The 18,478-nt window shown below is 66.5% G+C and carries 17 protein-coding genes, 1 tRNA gene and 1 rRNA gene; 12 read left to right on the top strand and 7 right to left on the bottom strand.

The window, feature by feature from the left end; genetic code table 11:
* Positions 1-22: 22 nt before the first annotated feature.
* On the top strand, positions 23-346 hold the full coding sequence (trxA, locus tag VD964_RS06395; RefSeq protein WP_324866722.1) for a thioredoxin TrxA: 324 nt from the start codon (positions 23-25) through the stop codon (positions 344-346).
* Positions 347-599: 253 nt separating this feature from the next.
* Here the strand turns inward: trxA and VD964_RS06390 are convergent, their stop codons facing one another.
* Entirely contained in the window at positions 600-1,424 is an 825-nt protein-coding gene (locus tag VD964_RS06390) for a hypothetical protein (RefSeq protein WP_324866720.1), read from the bottom strand.
* Positions 1,425-1,536: 112 nt separating this feature from the next.
* On the opposite strand from VD964_RS06390, the gene VD964_RS06385 reads away from it, so the two are divergent.
* The 5 genes from VD964_RS06385 to gyrB all read left to right on the top strand — a co-directional run bounded on the left by VD964_RS06385 (position 1,537) and on the right by gyrB (position 9,559).
* Positions 1,537-2,412 carry an SDR family oxidoreductase gene (locus VD964_RS06385; protein WP_324866718.1) on the top strand — a complete coding sequence of 292 codons (876 nt, stop codon included), beginning with the start codon at positions 1,537-1,539 and terminating at the stop codon, positions 2,410-2,412.
* 168 nt (positions 2,413-2,580) lie between these two features.
* Positions 2,581-4,293 (top strand): hypothetical protein, encoded by a 1,713-nt coding sequence (locus tag VD964_RS06380; RefSeq protein ID WP_324866716.1) that lies wholly within the window; start codon positions 2,581-2,583, stop codon positions 4,291-4,293.
* 306 nt (positions 4,294-4,599) lie between these two features.
* On the top strand, positions 4,600-5,730 hold the full coding sequence (gene dnaN, locus VD964_RS06375; protein WP_324866714.1) for a DNA polymerase III subunit beta: 1,131 nt from the start codon (positions 4,600-4,602) through the stop codon (positions 5,728-5,730).
* Between the two features lie 64 nt (positions 5,731-5,794).
* On the top strand, positions 5,795-6,979 hold the full coding sequence (recF, locus tag VD964_RS06370) for a DNA replication/repair protein RecF (protein WP_324866796.1): 1,185 nt from the start codon (positions 5,795-5,797) through the stop codon (positions 6,977-6,979).
* A gap of 90 nt (positions 6,980-7,069) precedes the next feature.
* The gene (gyrB, locus tag VD964_RS06365; protein ID WP_324866712.1) at positions 7,070-9,559 is read left to right on the top strand and encodes a DNA topoisomerase (ATP-hydrolyzing) subunit B; all 2,490 of its coding nucleotides are present in this window, start codon (positions 7,070-7,072) and stop codon (positions 9,557-9,559) included.
* 208 nt (positions 9,560-9,767) lie between these two features.
* Here gyrB and VD964_RS29835 read toward each other — a convergent pair whose 3' ends face one another.
* The 3 genes from VD964_RS29835 to VD964_RS06355 form a co-directional block, all read right to left on the bottom strand.
* Positions 9,768-9,992: a helix-turn-helix transcriptional regulator gene (locus VD964_RS29835; RefSeq protein WP_349255953.1), complete on the bottom strand. Its 225-nt coding sequence runs from the start codon at positions 9,990-9,992 to the stop codon at positions 9,768-9,770.
* Positions 9,932-10,270: a hypothetical protein gene (locus tag VD964_RS06360; protein ID WP_324866710.1), complete on the bottom strand. Its 339-nt coding sequence runs from the start codon at positions 10,268-10,270 to the stop codon at positions 9,932-9,934. The genes VD964_RS29835 and VD964_RS06360 overlap by 61 nt, the downstream gene beginning before the upstream one ends.
* Before the next feature lie 448 nt (positions 10,271-10,718).
* Entirely contained in the window at positions 10,719-11,186 is a 468-nt protein-coding gene (locus VD964_RS06355) for a winged helix DNA-binding protein (protein ID WP_324866708.1), read from the bottom strand.
* Positions 11,187-11,745: 559 nt separating this feature from the next.
* On the opposite strand from VD964_RS06355, the gene VD964_RS06350 reads away from it, so the two are divergent.
* The 6 genes from VD964_RS06350 to VD964_RS06325 all read left to right on the top strand — a co-directional run bounded on the left by VD964_RS06350 (position 11,746) and on the right by VD964_RS06325 (position 16,575).
* Positions 11,746-12,162 (top strand): curli assembly protein CsgF, encoded by a 417-nt coding sequence (locus VD964_RS06350; RefSeq protein WP_167393416.1) that lies wholly within the window; start codon positions 11,746-11,748, stop codon positions 12,160-12,162.
* 88 nt (positions 12,163-12,250) lie between these two features.
* On the top strand, positions 12,251-13,339 hold the full coding sequence (locus VD964_RS06345) for a CsgG/HfaB family protein (protein WP_324866704.1): 1,089 nt from the start codon (positions 12,251-12,253) through the stop codon (positions 13,337-13,339).
* Between the two features lie 178 nt (positions 13,340-13,517).
* Positions 13,518-14,108, top strand: a complete 591-nt coding sequence (locus tag VD964_RS06340; protein WP_324866702.1) for a hypothetical protein — start codon at positions 13,518-13,520, stop codon at positions 14,106-14,108.
* A 131-nt stretch (positions 14,109-14,239) separates the two neighbouring features.
* Entirely contained in the window at positions 14,240-14,911 is a 672-nt protein-coding gene (locus VD964_RS06335; protein WP_324866700.1) for a hypothetical protein, read from the top strand.
* Between the two features lie 241 nt (positions 14,912-15,152).
* Positions 15,153-15,527, top strand: coding sequence for a hypothetical protein (locus VD964_RS06330; RefSeq protein ID WP_324866698.1), 375 nt, complete (start codon positions 15,153-15,155; stop codon positions 15,525-15,527).
* A 280-nt stretch (positions 15,528-15,807) separates the two neighbouring features.
* Positions 15,808-16,575, top strand: a complete 768-nt coding sequence (locus tag VD964_RS06325) for a response regulator transcription factor (RefSeq protein ID WP_324866696.1) — start codon at positions 15,808-15,810, stop codon at positions 16,573-16,575.
* Between the two features lie 591 nt (positions 16,576-17,166).
* On the opposite strand, the gene VD964_RS06320 is transcribed toward VD964_RS06325, so the two are convergent.
* From VD964_RS06320 to rrf, 3 genes are all read right to left on the bottom strand, one after another.
* Positions 17,167-18,072 carry an NAD(P)/FAD-dependent oxidoreductase gene (locus tag VD964_RS06320; protein WP_324866694.1) on the bottom strand — a complete coding sequence of 302 codons (906 nt, stop codon included), beginning with the start codon at positions 18,070-18,072 and terminating at the stop codon, positions 17,167-17,169.
* A 143-nt stretch (positions 18,073-18,215) separates the two neighbouring features.
* Positions 18,216-18,292, bottom strand: a tRNA-Met gene (locus VD964_RS06315).
* Between the two features lie 79 nt (positions 18,293-18,371).
* Positions 18,372-18,478: ribosomal RNA gene (gene rrf, locus VD964_RS06310) — 5S ribosomal RNA — on the bottom strand; the annotation flags it as partial.

Raw genomic sequence — 18,478 nt, 5'->3', positions numbered from 1 at the left:
CCGAATCCAGGCTAGAGGTCACATGAGCACCACCATCAAGGTTACCGACGACAGCTTCGAGCAGGACGTCCTGAAGGCCACCGGCCCGGTCCTGGTCGATTTCTGGGCGGAATGGTGCGGCCCCTGCAAGATGATCGCCCCGGCGCTCGACGAGCTGGCCCGCGACTATGAGGGCAAGGTCACCGTCGCCAAGCTGAACATCGACGAGAACCCGGGCACCCCGGGCAAGTACGGCGTGCGCGGCATCCCGACGCTGATGCTGTTCAAGGACGGCAGCGTCACCGCCACCAAGATCGGCGCCCTGCCGAAGGGTGCGCTGTTCCAGTGGGTCGACTCGGCGCTGTAAGCGCCTGCCGGTCCAGGTAAGGAAAAGCCCCGCCCGCGGTTGCCGCGGCGGGGCTTTTTCGTTGGGGGTGGTTTCAATGTGGGCCCCCTCCCTTCCCACGCTTGTCAGCGTGGGCCCCTTCCCTCCCCCGCCCTCGGCCGGCCTAAGGCCGGTCCGATCGCGGTAGAGGGAGTTGGTCGCGGACAGCGGCAGTCCCCTCTCCCGCGGAACGCGGGGGAGGGTTAGGGAGGGGGCAATCGATGCCTAAACTCCCTCACTGCGCCTTCTTAGGCGGCTCCTTCGCCTTATCCTTACCCGCAGCCCCCGCAAGCTCCGCGGTGCGGGCGAGGTTGTCGGCGGCGGCGCGGCCCCATTCGCTGTCGGGAGAGACACGGCGGGCCAGCGCCCAATCGTCGCGCGCGGCGGGCAGGTTGCCGCCCATCGCCTTGACGTTGCCGCGCAACAGGATCGCCTCCGGATCGCCGGGCTTCAGTTCCAGAGCATGGTCGATGTCGGACAGCGCCTGCCGGTAGTTCGACAGCGCCTTGTGGGCGGTGGCGCGATAGAGATAGGCGTCGGCCCGCCGCGGGTCGCGCGACAGGGCCGCATCCAGGTCGGCGATGGCGTCCCAGAAACGCTCGCCCTCGGCACGGGCGAAGGCGCGGTCGATCAGCAGGTCGGTGTCGCCCGGCATTTTGTCGAGTGCCTTGCCGTAGAGCCGCTCCGCCCGCCCCTGGTCGCCGGCACGCAGCCACGCCCAGCCGGCGCGGCCGAGCAGCGAGGCGGCGGCCTTGGGATCGTCCTTGCCCAGCGTCGGCACCAGCGCCTCCATCTGGGTGCCGGCCGCCTTGAAGTCGCCGGCATGGAACAGTGCCAGCGCTTCGCAGAGCTTGGCGTGATCGCCGCCGCCCTGCTCCTGCCAGCGTTTTGCGTCGGCCTTGGCGCCGTCGGGGTTCGCCTCCGCCTTGGCGGCGCAGGCCTGGAGTTCGCGGTTGCGGTCCAAGGCGGACGAGGAACCGGATGCGGCATGCGCCGCCGGCAGGGCTGCGAACAGCCCCAGGGCCAGCACGCCGGAAAGGTAAGGATTGCGTCGGGTCATGGTGCCTTTACACTCCGCCATCGCCGGGCAGGGCGCAAGCCCGCAAGCCAAGCCCATAAGCCAAGCCCCGGCATTACGCATTCCCCTCCTGCCCCAACAGGAACCGCCCGCGATGACCGATCCCCGCCTGTTCGTCTTCGGCCCCGGCTACAGCGCCCGCGTCTTCGCCGACGCGTTGCGCGCCGACGGATGGCGCGTCGCCGCCACTTGCCGCAGCGAGGAGAAGAAGGCGGAGTTGGAGGCCCAGGGGATCGAAGCCTTCCTGTTCGACCGCGGCCGGCCGCTGGCCGATGCCAAGGCGGCGCTGGCCGGCACCACCCATCTGCTGGTCAGCATTCCGCCGGACGGCAAGGGCGACCCGGTGCTGGACCAGCATGCCCGCGATCTGGCCGACCTGCGCACGCTGGACTGGGGCGGCTACCTGTCAACCACCGGCGTCTACGGCGACACCGGCGGCGAGTGGGTCGGCGAGGCGGCGTGGCTGAAGCCGACCGGTGAGCGCCAGAAACGGCGGGTGGAGGCGGAACGCGGCTGGCTGAACCTGTACCGCCAATACGGCGTGCCGATGCATCTGTTCCGGCTAGCCGGCATCTACGGCCCCGGCCGGAGCGCCATCGATTCCGTGCGCGACGGCACCGCCAGGCGGGTCGACAAGCCGGGTCAGGTCTTCTGCCGCATCCATGTCGACGACATCGCCAGGACGTTGCGCGCGTCGATGGCGCGGCCGACGCTGGGCGCCGTCTACAATGTGGCCGACGACCTGCCGAGCCCCTCGCACGAGGTGGTGGAGTATGCCTGCCGCCTGCTGGGGGTGGAGCCGCCGCCGCTGATTCCCTTCGATCAGGCGGAGATGTCGCCGATGGCCGCCAGCTTCTACGCCGATTGCCGCCGGGTGAAGAACGACCGCATCAAGCGCCAACTCGGCGTCACGCTGGCCTATCCCGACTACCGCGCCGGGCTGGAGGCGCAGCTGGCGGCCGGGCTGTGACCGGAAATCCGGCAAAAGGTAAAGCTAAGATTACAAAGCAAATGATTGGCATATACCGGTAATCATAAGATTTAGCCAAAGACACACATGGAAAAGGCAAAACTTATTTAATAATCTCTCGGGATCATAAGTGTCCGGGTGACGACTATCCCGCGAGGTGTTGGGCGCATGAACAGCACGCCGACGGTCACGACCTCCTTCCCCTCCGCCACCTCCGCGGCGGGCGTGGACGCCATCGACTCCAGCGCCTTCCGCCGCCAGATGGACGAGGTCGTCTCCCGCATCCCGATGCACGCCATCCGCTCCGTCCTGGACGCGGTGGAGGGGGCGCCCAGCCCGAACGGCGAGCGCGCCCGGCATCTGCGCGACGCGCTGGTCGAGCATTTCAACAGGCTGCGGCCGATGAAGGCGCGCCGCCTGTTCACCAGCCTGTTCGAACCCTTCCTGGTCGACGATCCCATCCTGTACCGCGCCCCGGAGTCGGTGCCGGCGCTGATCCAGCGGGTCGACATGGGCGGCATCTGGGCGGCGCTGGCCCGCTATGCCTTCCCTGGCCTCGCGGCGGAGGTGCAGAGCCGGCTGGACGCCATGGCGCGCGAGGCGATGCTGGACGCCGTGCTGTCCAGTCCCGACGCGATGGTGATGCGCGAGCTGATGCGCCGGGAAGCGTTGGACTTCCTCTATGCCATGGCCGGCGACCGCAAGCTGACCGACCGCTTCCTGGCGCTGGCGAACGACGAGGCGCGGCACGACGCCGGGCTGCGCACCCAGTATCTCGGGCGCAAGGCGCCGATCGACGGCGACCTGCTGGGCTTCGTCCGCGCCCTGCTGGAGCACAACGAGGTTCTGGTGCCGCTGACCGAGCGGATGCGCCGCGACATCGAGGAGATGCAGGGTGCCGGCGACCCGCGGTCGGCCGAGGTGGATTGCCAGTCGGCGCTGATGGTCGGCTTCGTCCGCCGGGTGCGCGATCTCGGCCTGCCCTTCCGCGACCAGTCGCAGGTGCTGGCCTGGTTCGCCCCGCTCTATGGGCTGAACGTCAAGCGCCGCTACGACGTGTTCCTGCGCCATGTGCGCGAGCATGGCGGCCCGGCGGTGCGCGAGTCGCACCCGCTGCTGCGCGCCCTTCTCTGTCATTTCCAGGCCGCCTGCACCACCATCCGCGAGGTGGTGGACGGCATGTTCGGGGATATGGAGATCCAGGATGGCGGGGTGCTGTCGGCCCCTGCCCCGACCCGCACCCTGTTGGGCGAGGCGGTGGAGCGGTTCGACCGCGCATTGACGGCGCTGTCCGGCACTGGTTTCCTCGCCAGCCGCTCCACCGGCCCTGCCCTGCGGGCGGAGCTGGCCGCGGTCAGCCGCGACCTGACCGGCACGGTGATGCCGGCGCTGGCCGCCCGGCTGCAGGCGGCGATGAACGCCCGCCACGCCCCGGTGCCCGACCATGAGGACATCGTCTGGCTACTGGAACTGGTCTGGCGCTGGGGCCGCACTCTCGGCAACGCCGGCTATGCCAACCCGGAGCTGAAGTCGCTGCGCCTCTATGCGGTGGAGACCGGGCGCCTCGCCTTCCTCCAGGCCATGAAGGCCGAACCGCATGAGAAGCCGGCCCACCGCATGGCCCACATGCTGCGCATCCGCCGGCTGATGGCGGCGATGGGCGAGACGGTGGACGGCTGGATCAGCCCGGTCAGCCAGGGGCTGCACCGGGTGGTTCACAGCTATCTGGAGGCGGCGGGGGAAATAACCGACGACGAATGGTCGGTGATCGACGCCTTCGTCGGCAGCGTGCGCAGCGAGCTGAGCCGGTCGAGGAATTGGCAGAGCGCGGATTTCGTCGACATTCTGCGGCTGCATGAAGGGAGGCGGAGGGGGGAGTGATCGCTGCGGTTGCCCCCTCCCCATCCCTCCCCCGCCCTTGGCGGGAGAGGGGGCAGGACTCTTGCCTTCGTGAGTTATACGCGAAGCGGCGGCAGTCCCCTCTCCCACCGTAAGGTGGGGGAGGGTTAGGGAGGGGGCACCCGCCGCAACCACCCCTCTGCCGAAGGCCTTAACCGCAACAATTTGGTTCGACGCAACCATCGATGTGGTATGATGCGCGCCCGCTCGGGGCGGGACGGCCGGACAACGGCCCGCAACCCCGGTGGGTCCGCAAAAAGTTCTCCCTCCGGCCGAGACGACGCCAGCATGAACATCACCATCGAACGCGCCGCCCTTCTCCGTTCCCTGGGTCACGTGCAGAGTGTGGTCGAGCGGCGGAACACCATTCCGATCCTCTCCAACGTCCTGTTGCGCGCGGGCGACGGCGAACTGTCGCTGGCCGCCACCGACATGGACCTGGAGATCGTCGAGACGGTCCCGGCGACGGTCGGGCGCCCCGGCGGCACCACCGCCCCCGCCCACACCCTGTTCGACATCGTCCGCAAGCTGCCCGACGGCAGCCAGGTGGAGTTGGATATCGGCGGCGACGGCACCATCCTGACGCTGCGCGCCGGCCGCTCGCAGTTCAAGCTGTCCTGCCTGCCGGTGGAGGATTTCCCGCAGCTGTCCAGCGGCGAGCTGAAGCACAATTTCTCGGTCGCCGCCGCCGACCTGCGCGGGCTGATCGACCGCACCCGCTTCGCGATCTCCACCGAGGAGACGCGCTATTACCTGAACGGCATCTACCTGCACGCCGCCAAGAGCAAGATGGGCAGCCTGGAGACGCCGGTGCTGCGCGCCGTCGCCACCGACGGCCACCGGCTGGCGCGGGTCGAAATGCCGCTGCCGGACGGGGCCGAGGGCATTCCCGGCGTCATCATCCCGCGCAAGACCGTCACCGAGATCCGCAAGCTGGTGGACGAGGCCGCCGACCGCATCGAGCTGTCGATGTCCGACAACAAGATCCGCTTCGGCTTCGACAGCGTCGTCGTCACCTCAAAGCTGATCGACGGCACCTTCCCCGATTATGAGCGGGTGATCCCGGTCGGCAACGACAAGGTGATGGAGGTGGACGCCAAGCTGTTCGCCGCCGCCGTCGACCGCGTCGCCACCATCTCCACCGAGAAGAGCCGGGCGGTGAAGCTGTCCCTGGTCCGCGGCGCGCTCACCCTGTCGGCCACCAGCCCGGAATCGGGCAGCGCCACCGAGGAGCTGGAGGTCAATTACGCCGAGTCCCCGCTGGAAATCGGGTTCAACTCTCGCTATCTGCTGGACATCACGCAGCAGATCGAGGGCGAGGGCGCCCAGTTCACGCTGGCCGACGCCGCGTCGCCGACCATCATCCGCGACGTCGCCGACTCCACCGCGCTCTACGTCCTGATGCCGATGCGTGTGTGATGGGGCTGCGGGGATCCTCCCCACCCCAGGCGGAACGGACCAGTTGCAGCACACGGCAGTTTCGATGAGCGGCGGCACCCCGGTGTCCGCCTCGACCACGGCTTTGGCCCCGGCTCTTGCCGTGCGGCGGATGACGCTGACGCGCTTCCGCGGCTACGAGTCCGCGCGGCTGGAGCCGGACCGCCGGCCCGTCGCCCTGATCGGCCCGAACGGGGCCGGCAAGACCAACCTGCTGGAAGCCGTCAGCTTCCTCGCCCCCGGCCGCGGCATCCGCGGCGCCCGGCTGGCGGAGGTGGAACGGCTGGGCTCGCCCCCCGGCGTCGGATGGGCGGTGGCGGCGATGCTCGATACCCCGATGGGTCCGGTGGAGATCGGCACCGGCCGCGAGCCGCATGACGGCACCCGGGCCTCCGATCGAGACCGCCGGCTGGTGCGCATCGACGGCCACCCGGCCAAGGGCCAGACCGCGCTGGCCGACCATGTCGCCATGGTCTGGCTGACCCCGCAGATGGACCGCCTGTTCATCGAAGGGTCGAGCGGGCGGCGCCGCTTCCTCGACCGTCTGGTCTTCGGCTTCGATCCCGCCCATGCCGGCCGGCTGTCGCGCTACGAGCATGCCCTGCGCGAACGCGCCCGGCTGTTGCGTGACGGCCGCTTCGACGAGGGCTGGCTCGGCGCGCTGGAGGACCAGATGGCGACCACCGGCATCGCCGTCGCCGCGGCCCGGCGCGAGGTGGTGCAGCGGCTGCGCGCCGCCTGCGCCCGCTCGGTCGGCCCCTTCCCCGGCGCCGACCTCGCCGTTGCCGGCACGGTGGAACGCTGGCTGGACGAAGGTCCGGCCCTGGCGGCGGAGGATGCGCTGCGCGACAGCTTGCGCACCGGCCGCCGCGCCGATGCCGATGCCGGCGGCGCCACGGTGGGGCCGCACAAGAGCGACCTCGCCGTCCGCCATGCGCCCAAGGACATGCCCGCCGCCCTCTGCTCCACCGGCGAGCAGAAGGCCCTGCTGATCGCCATCGTGCTGGCCAACGCCCGGCTGTTGGCAGCCGAACGCGGGGCAGCCCCCATCCTGCTGCTGGACGAAGTGGCCGCCCATCTCGACCCCGACCGGCGCGCCGCGCTGTTCGGCGAAATCCTGGCATTGGGCGCCCAAGCCTGGATGACCGGTACCGACGAGGGGGTTTTCGACCCGCTCGGGCAGGACGCCCGCCGGTTCCGCATCGAAGACGCCCACATCCGCCCCGGATAGAGGCGGAAATGCGGGCCGAGACCCAAAAAAAAGGCGTGCTCACGCACGCTAAACCGCCGAATCCGCAACCGAATCTGTTATAGTCGACGCATGGCACAGGAAGCACTGAAGAACGACCTCCCGCAGTCGGAGCCCCAGCAGGCGGACTATGGGGCGGAGTCGATCACCGTTCTGCGCGGGCTTGATGCCGTGCGCAAACGCCCCGGCATGTACATCGGCGACACCGACGACGGGTCCGGCCTGCACCACATGGTGTACGAGGTGGTCGACAACGCCATCGACGAGGCGCTGGCCGGCTATTGCGACAAGGTCGAGGTTCTGCTGAACGCCGACGGATCGGTCACGGTGCGCGACAACGGTCGCGGCATCCCGACCGACATCCATTCGGAGGAAGGCGTCTCGGCGGCCGAGGTCGTGATGACCCAGCTGCATGCCGGCGGCAAGTTCAACCAGAACAGCTACAAGGTCTCCGGCGGCTTGCACGGCGTCGGCGTGTCGGTGGTGAACGCGCTGTCCGAAACGCTGGATCTCCGCATCTGGCGCGGCGGCCGCACCTGGACCATGCGCTTCCGCCATGGTGTCGCCGAGGCGCCGCTGGCCGATGTCGGCGAAGCGCCGATGGTGCCGGAGAAGGGCAAGCAGCTGTCGGGCACCGAAGTCACCTTCATGCCCTCGGCCGAGACCTTCACCAACATCGAGTTCGACTACGCCACGCTGGAACACCGGCTGCGCGAGTTGGCCTTCCTCAATTCCGGCGTCCGTCTGGTTCTGACCGACGCGCGCGGGGTGGAGCCGAAGGTGCAGGACCTGCATTACGAAGGCGGCCTGGAAGCCTTCGTCAACTGGCTCGACCGCTCCAAGACGCCCTTGCACAAGCCGGCGATCACCCTGAAGAACGAGCGTCCGACCGAACATGGCGGCGTGGTGACGGTGGAATGCGCGCTGCAGTGGAACGACAGCTACCACGAGACGACGCTCTGCTTCACCAACAACATCCCGCAGAAGGACGGCGGCACCCACCTCGCCGGCTTCCGCGCGGCGCTGACCCGTGCCATCAACAACTACGCCAACGAATCCGGCATCGCCAAGAAGGAGAAGGTCAACCTGTCGGGCGACGACGCCCGTGAAGGCCTGACCTGCGTCCTGTCGGTGAAGGTTCCGGATCCGAAATTCTCCAGCCAGACCAAGGACAAGCTGGTTTCGTCGGAAGTCCGTCCCGTCGTCGAGGCGGTGGTGGGCGAGGCGCTGGCCCAGTATTTCGAGGAGCATCCGGCCGACGCCCGCCGCGTCGTCCAGAAGGTGGTGGAAGCCGCCGCCGCCCGCGAGGCCGCCCGCAAGGCGCGCGAGCTGACCCGGCGCAAGGGTGCGCTCGACATGGCTTCGCTGCCCGGCAAGCTGGCCGACTGCCAGGAACGCGACCCGGCGGCGTCCGAACTGTTCATCGTCGAGGGCGACTCGGCCGGCGGCTCGGCCAAGCAGGGCCGTTCACGCCAGTTCCAGGCCATCCTGCCCCTGCGCGGCAAGATCCTGAACGTGGAGCGCGCCCGCTTCGACAAGATGCTGGGGTCTGCGGAGATCGGCACGCTGATCGCCGCACTCGGCACCGGCATCGGCCGCGACGAGTTCAACGCCGACAAGACGCGCTACCACAAGATCATCATCATGACCGACGCGGACGTGGACGGCAGCCACATCCGCACCCTGCTGCTGACCTTCTTCTTCCGGCAGATGCCCGACCTGATCGAGCGCGGCTATCTCTACATCGCCCAGCCGCCGCTCTACCGTATCAAGCGCGGCAATGCCAAGGAACGGTACCTGAAGGACGACCGGGCGCTGGAAGAGTATCTGGTCGAAGCGGCGCTGGGTGACCTGTCGGTCCAGCTGTCCGACGGCACCCTGCTGATCGGCGAGCAGCTGTCCGGTCTGGTCGATCAGGCCCGCACCGCCCGTCCGGCGATCGACACGCTGTCGCGCAAGGTCGGCAACGCCATGGTGGTGGAACAGGCGGCGGTCGCCGGCACCCTCTCCGCCAGCCTTGCCGAGGACAAGGTCGCTGCCGAGGCTGCGGCCAAAGCGGTGGCCGAGCGGATGAACGCGATGGACGCCGATGGCGGCTGGCGCGGCGAAGCCCTGCCCCAGGGCGGCTATGCCGTCATCCGCGCCCGGCGCGGCGTCACCCACCGCCACCTGTTCGACGTCGACCTGCTGAAGAGCGGCGAGGCCCGCCGGCTGGACGGGCTGGCCGCCGACCTGAAGCGGGTGTTCGGCACCGCGGGCAAGGCCTTCGAGAAGCAGAAGGAGACCCGGGCGCTGACCGGCCCCGTCGCCCTGTTCGACACGGTGATGGAACTGGGCCGCCGCGGCGTCACCATCCAGCGCTACAAGGGCCTGGGCGAGATGAACCCGGACCAGCTGTGGGAAACCACGCTGGACCCGACCAAGCGCTCGCTGCTGCAGGTCCGCGTCAGCCACGCCGATCAGGCGGAAGAGGTGTTCTCCACCCTGATGGGCGATGTCGTCGAGCCACGGCGCGAGTTCATCCAGGACAACGCACTGAAGGTGTCGAACCTCGACGTCTGATCCATGCACCCTGTGGTCAGTTAAGCAAAAGATGAGAAACCGGATCCCATGTTTGAGACACTTTTAACCGTTGTCTCACGGGAGACGGCGGGGTCCCTCTCCGGACCCTGAGAGCAAGCAAAGAGGGCGGGGCCACACGGCTCCGCCCTTTCCGTTTGCGCTGCCAGTCCATCACCGCCTTCGAGCGGAGGAGCGGCACCCCCGGATGTCAGTCCTTGGGTCGCTTGCGCCGCGGCGGCTCTCCGACACTGTCGATGATCAAGTCGGAGAGCATGAGTGAGGGATGCGTTTCCAGTCCGCGAGCCAAATCGACCACCATAGCCAGCGATGGACTGGAACGGCCGCGCTCCAAGTCGCTGAGATAGGGCACGCTCATTCCTGCGCGAAACGCGAGCTCTTCCTGGGAGAGGCCCTGTGCCGGATCGCGTCCCAGCGCGTGGTGTCTGAGGCGTGAGGCTGGCCGAGCAGCAGCAGATCCTCCGGATCGGTCCGGCTGGATTGAAGCACCTGCTCCAGGAATTCCAGCACGTCGCCCGACGAGAGATGACCCGGCGACCGCCGCACGGCGCGCCATTCGGGCGCGGTCCGCAGCATGGCGGCCAGCGTGCGCAGATCGTCGCCGCCAAGCGGCGGCACCCCGGTCCTCCTTGCCGCAGCGCGGGTCTGGTTGATCTCGGCGAGCAGCGTCTCCTGGCTGCAGGGCGATCGCATCGCGGCGCCCACGATCGCCAGCGAATGCCCGTCGCAACGCCTCGGCCCAATCCTCGTCCCAAGTGGGCGCCTTGTCGGCGGCATGCTCCTCCGCTCCGCTGCCGACCGCAGCGGTCGGTGGCGCGGCCAGCAGAGGTGCGGGTAAACGCTTCGCCAGAGCGAGCCACACCGCGGCGGCGTCGATGGCGTGGAGCAGCCCCGGCGGCCGCAGATCGCTTATGAACGCGGTGTCGCTCTCCACGATCACCGGCCGGAGCCATGCCATCCAGTGGCGCATGGCGTCCTCCGCGCAATGGTCGAGGCGAGCGGGGCCGTGCTCCGCGACCGCGGTCCGTCGCCTGATCGGCAGGCGGCGGCAGAAAGCCAGAAAACCTCCCAGGGGCGAAGAGCCCGGTCCGTCGTGGTCCGCAGCCGGTGTGTATGGAAGCATGGTCACGGTGCCTCCCCGCTAGACACTGGCATCCTTGAAGGTCGGCCGATCGAGCGCTCCGGAGATCCGGGCGAGCGCCGTCATCGCCTCGTCGCGGACTCCGAAACGCCGGAGGACGGCGAGGCCGGCCGGCGTGACGTGCAGCAGCTTGGCCCGCCCGTCATGGCGGTGCGGCCGCTCCTCGATGAGGCCGCGGCTCAGCAGCGGCTTGAGCGAATAGGCGAGCGGCCGGTCGCGGTGGAACAGCGCCATGCCCAGTCGGCTCGGCTGCTGAGGCCCCCGGCTCAGAATGTAGAGGATGGCCACCTGCAGGGGACTGAGGTCGGGAATGCGGCACCAGTGGATCCAGTGCAAGATGGCGTAGTGGAGAGTGTCGAGACGCTCATGCGCCTGACACAGCTCGTCGAGCGCCCGGCCGGCGTCGAAGGGTTTGCCCAGAGGATCGGTCGGACCTGGAGCCCGATAGATATCTGCGTGTTCGACCATGGCGCGCCGACTCTGCTCAAGAATTCAGGAAGTCGCGGATCATTATAGGTGCGATTCCCACCCGCTGCGCCGTTTCGGAAGCCGGATGCCCGACCGACGGAGCGCTCCCTTCACTGGAAGGGGCTGCATGTTTCGTCCCATCCTTTCGACTGGGCGGGTCCCCCGATGTCTCCGTCTGAAGGAGCGCGACGGGGAGGCAGACGAACCGGCGGGTGGCTCCCGCTGGGATGGGACTGTCAGCCATCGCCTTGGGGAGGGGCGACAGCCGACAGCTTCCATACGACGGAGAGCCGGAGCCGATACCGAAGATGCCGACACAATTTCGCTTTCCGGCAGTACAAATCAATCAACGCGAACATCGACGGGCCATGAGGCCGCTGAAGAACGGATCGCGAGGGGCACCTCTCTCCAGACGATCTCCACAAGCGGGCGACGGCCATCCGGTCCAGGCCGGGCGATGCCCGCTCAGTCACACCCCCTTCGTCTCGGCCATCTTTGTCCGGGCGCTCCCCGGACGTCTTGGCCCCTGAAGAAGCAACATCGATCTGGAGATCGAGCCATGCGCGAGATCCGCAAGCTCCCGATACTGAGCACCGCCCTGCTCGTGGCCTTGGCCGGCGCGGCCGGCGCCGGAGAGCTGAAATACAAACCGATCAATCCGTCCTTCGGCGGTGATCCCTTCAACAGCAGCCATCTGCTCGGCATCGCCAACGCGATCAACAAATTCGAGGATCCAAAATCCTCGACGGCGGCGACCTCCGACAGCCTCGACACCTTCGCGAGCACCATCCAGGCGAGCGTCCTGAGCCGGGTGGCCAGCCAGATTGCCGATCAGATTTACGGCGAGAACGCCAAGACGAGCGGCACCGCATCGGTCGCGGGAACCACCATCCAGTGGACCCAGGTCAACGGCCAGATCAAGCTCACGCTCAACAACGGCAAGAGCACGCAAATCATCGAGATGCCGGCCTACTGACCAAATCGCTCCAGCCGGGAAGAAAATGCCCAACCGGTGAGTTGCCGGAACGGCCCGACGTGTCCTCGACAACGGGGGAAGTGTTATCATGTCCAGGGGAATTGCAATCCACAAACAGGCGCTGGTGCTGGCACTCGGCGTTCTTTCCCTCTCGGCCTGCGCTTCGATCCGCCCGGAGAACGCATTCACCGAACAGCCTCTCCCCGAGCACCGGACGCAGAGCCTGGATGAACTGCTGACCCTGCCGCCGCCGGCCCGTCCGCTCACCGTCGCCGTCTATAGCTTCACCGACCAGACCGGCCAGAACAAGCCGAACGACAACTTTAGCGAATACTCTCGTGCCGTCACCCAGGGTGGGAACGCGGTGCTGATCAACGCGCTGAAGCGCGTCGGCGACAAGAGCTGGTTCAAGGTCGTCGAGCGCAGTTCATTGCCGCAGCTGCTTCAGGAACGGCAGATCATCCGCCAGACCCGGCAAGCCTATGGCGGCGACAATCTGCCGCCCCTGCCGCCCCTGCTCTATGCGGGACTGCTCGTCGACGGCGGCATCATCGGGTACGACAGCAACACGCTGACCGGTGGTTTTGGCGCCCGCTTCCTGGGCGTCGGCGGTGATGTCAAATACCGCCGTGACACCGTGACCGTCTATATCCGTGCCGTCTCGGTGCAGACCGGTGAAGTGCTCAAATCGGTGAACGTCAGCAAGACGATCTATTCGGCCGCTCTCGACGGCAGCGCTTTCCGCTACATCGGCTACAAGGACCTTCTGGAGATCGAGGCGGGCGTCACCACCAACGAACCGGCGACGCTCGCGGTCAAGCAGGCCATCGAGAAGGGCGTGCATGATCTGGTGCTGGAAGGCGTCATCGACGGCTACTGGTCCTTCCGCGATCCCGACGCGGCGGCACGGCTCGTGCCGAAATACCTGCGGGACCGCGACGGCGCTTACAACGTGACCGTGATCCACAACCCGAATGTGGCCGGAAACGGCACTGGCGCGGCACCGGTCACGGTCGCTCCGCCGCCCAAACAAACCCCGACCCCAGGGGCGGAAGCTGAGGAACAGAAGGTCGCCCCCTCGGCGCCCGGCCAACTCCCGCCCCAGAGTTCTGCCCCGGTTTACGTCCTTCCCGGCGACCACAGCCGGAGCCCGATCCCCCCGTCCATCCAGAGGTGATCGGGAACTGCCGCCGGCACATTCCCCCGGCGCCGGCGGCAGCATTTTTAGAAGATATTTGCGCCAAAAGTATTCGTTTGCCCATTTGAAGATGTCAGCGGTGGAACTGAGGCATTGGGCATGGCCCGCGTGTGCGGACCCAGTTCCGTCGACGTAACGCGAACCCAAGGAGCCAATCATGAAAGCTTATCTCTTTGCCTCCGCCGCCATGATCTCTGTGTTTGCCGCCGGTGCGGCGATGGCAGGTGGCCCCGGCGGTGGTGACTCGGGCTTCCCGTGGACCCCGGTGAACGGCTCGAACGAAGCCTATGTCGATCAGATCGGCGACGGCAACTTCAACGCGCAAAGCCAGGTCGGCCGCGACAACCTGTCCCGCAACTGGCAGAAGGGCGACAAGAACACCGCCTATGCCGACCAGAAGGGCAAGCTGAACGACGCGGCGGCGACGCAGAACGGCTCGTGGAACTACGCGAACCAGATGCAGAACGGCGATGGCGACTTCGCCCGCATCGACCAGCTCGGCCTGCACAACACCGCGTACCAGTCGCAGACCGGCGACCGCAACGACGCTCAGATCCTGCAGACCGGCTTTGGCTGGGGCGGCGTCGACAACTTCGCTTCGCAGCTGCAGGTGGGCCGGGACAACGAGGCGCTCGTCGTGCAGAAGGGCATCGCGAACACCGCCTACCAGAACCAGCAGAGCGACGGCAACAAGGCGGTCGCGAATCAGCTTGGAATGCACAACTACAGCACGCAGTTCCAGAAGTAGATGATGCTGGCCCGGACTGGCCTGGGAGAGGGAGGCCCCCTCTCCCGGGCCGTCGGCCTAGGCGCCGCATGCATGAAGGCGCGGGCTCGCGGCGGCCCGAAAGGCAATCTCGCGCATCGAGGAGAGGAGCCATGTGCAGACCCATCCTATCCCTCGCACTGCTCTCGCTGTTGACGGCGACCGCGCCGGCCTTGGCCGGTGGCGTGGCCTACGTCGATCAGGTGGCCTACGACCCCGCCCGTACCCGCGAGGGAAACTGGGCAAGCGTCATCCAGAGCGGAGCCAACAACTGGGCGTCCCAGCGACAGATCGGCGAAAACACCGCCGCCATCCTGCAGAGCGGGGCCGACAACTACCTGATCCAGGAGCAGAACGGCACAGGCAACCATGCCCGCGCCGTGCAATCCGGAAGCTCGAACAGCGGCAGCCAGGAGCAGGGGGTGAACGGCAATACCGCCCTGCTGCGCCAGGAGGGTGAGAGCAATGCCGCCAAGCAACGCCAGCTCGGCAGCGCCAATCTGGTCATCGCCTCGCAACGCGGCATGAGGAATACGGTGGTCCAGGTCCAGGTCGGACGGGACAACACATCGACGGTCAGCCAGAGCGGCCAGGACAATTCCGCACAGACGACACAGCAGGGCGCCTGGAACAAGGCGACCATCGAACAGACTGGCGGACAGAACTACGAGGTCGTGCAGCTTGGAGTTGGCAACAGCTTCGACAGTCAGGGCGTCACCCTGTCCAACGGCACCAAGATCACCCAGACCGGTGTCGGCGCAACCATCAAGGTCAGCAGCCGATAGGTGAGCCATGGCACAGTCGGTCCTCACCATCGCGGTGACTGCCGCGCTTGTCGCGTCCGCCCCTGTACAGACAGACGTGCGGGTGGACGCCTGCCAATGCGGGAGCGCATCAATGTCCGGAAACCACTCCATCATCCGGCAAAGCGGCCCGCCGGGGGTCTGCACCGTCGCACAGGATCGCGGATTTTGCGCGGTATCCCAGGCCCAACGGCCGACCCCGAACGCTGGGGCAGGACGGGCTATGGACGGTCGGGCCGTCGCCGCATTGCAGCGCATCGGCATTTCGCTTTCGCCTGATGCGGCGACGGAATTCGTGACGACCATTCCTCCGGAGCAGTGGACGGTGGAGCAGACTCCTGATCTGCTTGTGGCTCTGCTGTCCAGTGTCCTCTGGCAGCAGCCGGATGCTCTTGCCGCGATCCATGTGGCTCTTCACAAGGAGGCCGCACAGCTCCATCAGGCCATCGTGACGCCCGGCGCCCCGGTCTCCCTCAACATCGATCCGTTCCAAGCGAGCGTCGGATACGGCCATCTCGAGCTGAGTCGGGGAACGTTCCGGGCGTCGCTGTGGCTCCCGCTTCCCCCCGCTCAAGAGCCGGCGCGCAACGGGAGATGATTTTACCAATAGCTGCACTCTATTGCGCGGCACCTGCCACCCGCAAGGGGCTTGTCGCACAAATTATTCTCGTATAGCGGGCAGGGAACCGGAACGGGTTCTGTTCACAGGAAGGCTCTGAAATGCAGGGGGCCTCCTTATTGGCTAACTCGATGAACATAGCTGATACTACAGATTATGATTTCATTGATTTCGCGCGCTTTCGCCATTAATTTCACAGAACTCTTTACCTTTTCGCATTGGTCGAGTTTCTCGGGTGTAATGCGATGGAGGTGTTCCCGTGACCAACGAAAGCGTCGCGATCGTCGCGGAAAGCAAGCTGTTCCGCGCCGGCATAAAGTCTCTGATCGGATCTCAACTACTGGTTAGCATGGAAGCGGATTGTGCGGTGGAAACGTCGCGTTGGCGCACCGTACCGAACCTGATCCTGGTCGACGCCGTGGAAGGCAACGAGGCGTCGGTCTTCGTTGATCTGGACGCCCGCTTTCCAAGGTCGCCGGTTGTCTTCCTCTTGCGCCATGCCTCGCGCGAACAGGCCCTCGATCTGCTGCGGCTGGGCGCTCACGGCGTACTCGGTCCCGACCTGCTGGCGGACGCATTGGTCCTGTCCCTGCGCCTCGTTCTCATCGGCCAAATCGTCGTTCCGAGCTTTGCTGTCGATCTCAGCCTGACGGGAGAGACGCACTATCAACCTGTTGGTTTCGACGCCGATGCGGATCTCACCCCGCGGGAAAGGCAGATCCTGGACATGATCGTCCACGGGCAGGGGAACAAGGCGATCGGACTGGCGCTCGGCATCCGCGAACCGACGGTCAAGTTCTACGTCAAGAACATCATGCGCAAGCTGAGGGTTTGCAATCGCACGCAAGCCGCGGTCTGGGCCCTGAATCATGTCGCACACGCCGATAACGAGATGTCCGTCGGTGTCGCCGAAGCCGCTGCTGGCGTCATTGGTTCAAGCGAACCGCCAGACGTCTCCATCCCCTCCACAAGCCCGTCGGCAACCGTCCTCTCATCTGTCCGGGAGACGGCCGACGTCATGGCATGAGATGAGGTGGACCCGGTCGGCGAGACAGCCGAGGTGGCGCGTTTAGTGAGAGTTCCGCGGGGGGCTCTGTTGCAAAGATTGCCGGCAGGCGGCGGAATGGCTGGACGCTTGAGGGAGTCGAGCCGTGTCGGACTTCAAGGGGTGCCATTTCGAGGGTGAGATCGTGCTCTGGGCGGTGCGCTGATACTTGCCGATAGGCTCGCCGACGCCAACCTGGAAATCGCGGTCCGACAGGTGGAGGCTTTAGCGCAACGGTGCCGGCCAGCAGCAGGATCGTCGGCGTTCCATCCGGTCCGACACAGCGATAGCAGAGTTATGCGAAAAGCGCCGACCCGCGCGATCTGCGGGACCGGGCTAAGCCCGGCGGGGTCGCGTGGAACGGCGCCAGTGGCTGGGTGCTCGTCTCGCTTATCAAACTTTGCGCAAAAGCCTGTGCGATTTCTCATCTTTTGCTTAACGCTCTATCAGATTTTGTTTAACTGCGGCACATAACTCATTGATCTCATTGTTCAGGCTTTCTCATTGTTTGTGACAATGACCAGGCGGAGCCGCAAGGCTCCGTCCCTTTTTCTTTGAGGATTTCTTTGCAGATCAGCCGCGATGACGCAAATCGTTGTGGATGGCGGTTGCGGCAATCGCCGCCTCTCCCATGGCGACGGCGATCTGATTGAGGGTTGAGACGACATCGCCGGCCGCATAGAAACCGGGAACCGAACTGCGTTGGTGCCGGTCGACGATCAGGCGCCCATCAGCATCCATCTCGGCACCAACCTGCTCGGCCAGACCGGACCGGGCGGTGATGCCCAGCGCCGAGTAGAGCGTATCGAAATCAAGGATTTGACCGCTCTCCAAGGTCAGGCGAGTGCTCTGGTCCGTTCCGGCATCGACTGCGGTCACCGGCTCCTCGATCACCGCGATGCCGGCGGCATCAAGGGCGATGCGCTCCTCCATTGTCAAAGTCATCGGCTCGCCCAGCGTCAGCAGGGTCACCGTCGGGCTGTAGGCGCGGATGAAATTCGCTTCGCCGACCGCCTGCGCTCCATGGCCGAGGACGGCGATCCGCTTGTCGATGACCTCGTAACCGTCGCAGATCGGGCAAACACGGATCAGTCCGCGCTGCATCGCCTCATAGAGATGAGATACCTGCGGCTGGCCGTCGATGACGCCGGTCGCCAGCAGAACGGTGGCGGCGTCCACCTCCCTGCCGTCTGCCAGCATGGCGCGGAAGCCGCCTGCCACCCGCTCCAGCGCGGATACCGACCCGGTCTCGATTTGGCCGCCATAGGTCTCGGCCTGGGCGCGGATGCGGGCGAGCAGATCGGTGCCGCGGATGCCTCCCGTGAAGCCGGCGAGGTTGTGGGAGGTCGGAATCCAGGAGCAGCGGCTCCTCGCCTCGTCCACCACCAGGGCAGACCGGCGATAGCGGGCCAAGTAGATGGCGGCGGTCAAGCCGGCGGGACCACCGCCGACGATCAGGCAGTCGAGCATGGACGGCATGGCGTTCCTTGTCCTGAACCGGGCAAGCGAAACGTGCCCTTTGGTTCCTAGACAAGCGGAGCGGCCGGATGTCACGCTCGCCAGCAGTGAATGCACACAGCAAAAAGCCCGCCGAGCGTGAACTCGGCGGGCTTTTCTTGATTTGGTTGCGGGGGCAGGATTTGAACCTGCGGCCTTCAGGTTATGAGCCTGACGAGCTACCGGGCTGCTCCACCCCGCGGATGTCTCGGTATGGGGTGATGGATTTCGTGACGATGCCAGCGTATTTGCTTCGGTTTGACGTCTCTTGAGCCTGAGTGACCTGGCGGCGACCTACTCTCCCACGTCTTAAGACGCAGTACCATTGGCGCGGAGGCTTTTCACGGCCGAGTTCGGGATGGGATCGGGTGTTTGACACCTCGCCATG

Origin of the sequence: Azospirillum sp., assembly GCF_035628975.1 — a bacterium.
Classification (GTDB): Bacteria; Pseudomonadota; Alphaproteobacteria; order Azospirillales; family Azospirillaceae; genus Azospirillum.
This window is presented reverse-complemented; position numbering and strand designations above follow the sequence as displayed.

Bases quoted from the DNA above. Each gene is read 5' to 3' on its own strand.
- trxA (WP_324866722.1), top strand. From the start codon at position 23: ATGAGCACCACCATCAAGGTTACCGACGACAGCTTCGAGCAGGACGTC.
- VD964_RS06390 (WP_324866720.1), bottom strand. From the start codon at position 1,424: ATGACCCGACGCAATCCTTACCTTTCCGGCGTGCTGGCCCTGGGGCTG.
- VD964_RS06385 (WP_324866718.1), top strand. From the start codon at position 1,537: ATGACCGATCCCCGCCTGTTCGTCTTCGGCCCCGGCTACAGCGCCCGC.
- VD964_RS06380 (WP_324866716.1), top strand. From the start codon at position 2,581: ATGAACAGCACGCCGACGGTCACGACCTCCTTCCCCTCCGCCACCTCC.
- dnaN (WP_324866714.1), top strand. From the start codon at position 4,600: ATGAACATCACCATCGAACGCGCCGCCCTTCTCCGTTCCCTGGGTCAC.
- recF (WP_324866796.1), top strand. From the start codon at position 5,795: ATGAGCGGCGGCACCCCGGTGTCCGCCTCGACCACGGCTTTGGCCCCG.
- gyrB (WP_324866712.1), top strand. From the start codon at position 7,070: ATGGCACAGGAAGCACTGAAGAACGACCTCCCGCAGTCGGAGCCCCAG.
- VD964_RS06360 (WP_324866710.1), bottom strand. From the start codon at position 10,270: ATGCGATCGCCCTGCAGCCAGGAGACGCTGCTCGCCGAGATCAACCAG.
- VD964_RS06355 (WP_324866708.1), bottom strand. From the start codon at position 11,186: ATGGTCGAACACGCAGATATCTATCGGGCTCCAGGTCCGACCGATCCT.
- VD964_RS06350 (WP_167393416.1), top strand. From the start codon at position 11,746: ATGCGCGAGATCCGCAAGCTCCCGATACTGAGCACCGCCCTGCTCGTG.
- VD964_RS06345 (WP_324866704.1), top strand. From the start codon at position 12,251: ATGTCCAGGGGAATTGCAATCCACAAACAGGCGCTGGTGCTGGCACTC.
- VD964_RS06340 (WP_324866702.1), top strand. From the start codon at position 13,518: ATGAAAGCTTATCTCTTTGCCTCCGCCGCCATGATCTCTGTGTTTGCC.
- VD964_RS06335 (WP_324866700.1), top strand. From the start codon at position 14,240: ATGTGCAGACCCATCCTATCCCTCGCACTGCTCTCGCTGTTGACGGCG.
- VD964_RS06330 (WP_324866698.1), top strand. From the start codon at position 15,153: ATGGACGGTCGGGCCGTCGCCGCATTGCAGCGCATCGGCATTTCGCTT.
- VD964_RS06320 (WP_324866694.1), bottom strand. From the start codon at position 18,072: ATGCCGTCCATGCTCGACTGCCTGATCGTCGGCGGTGGTCCCGCCGGC.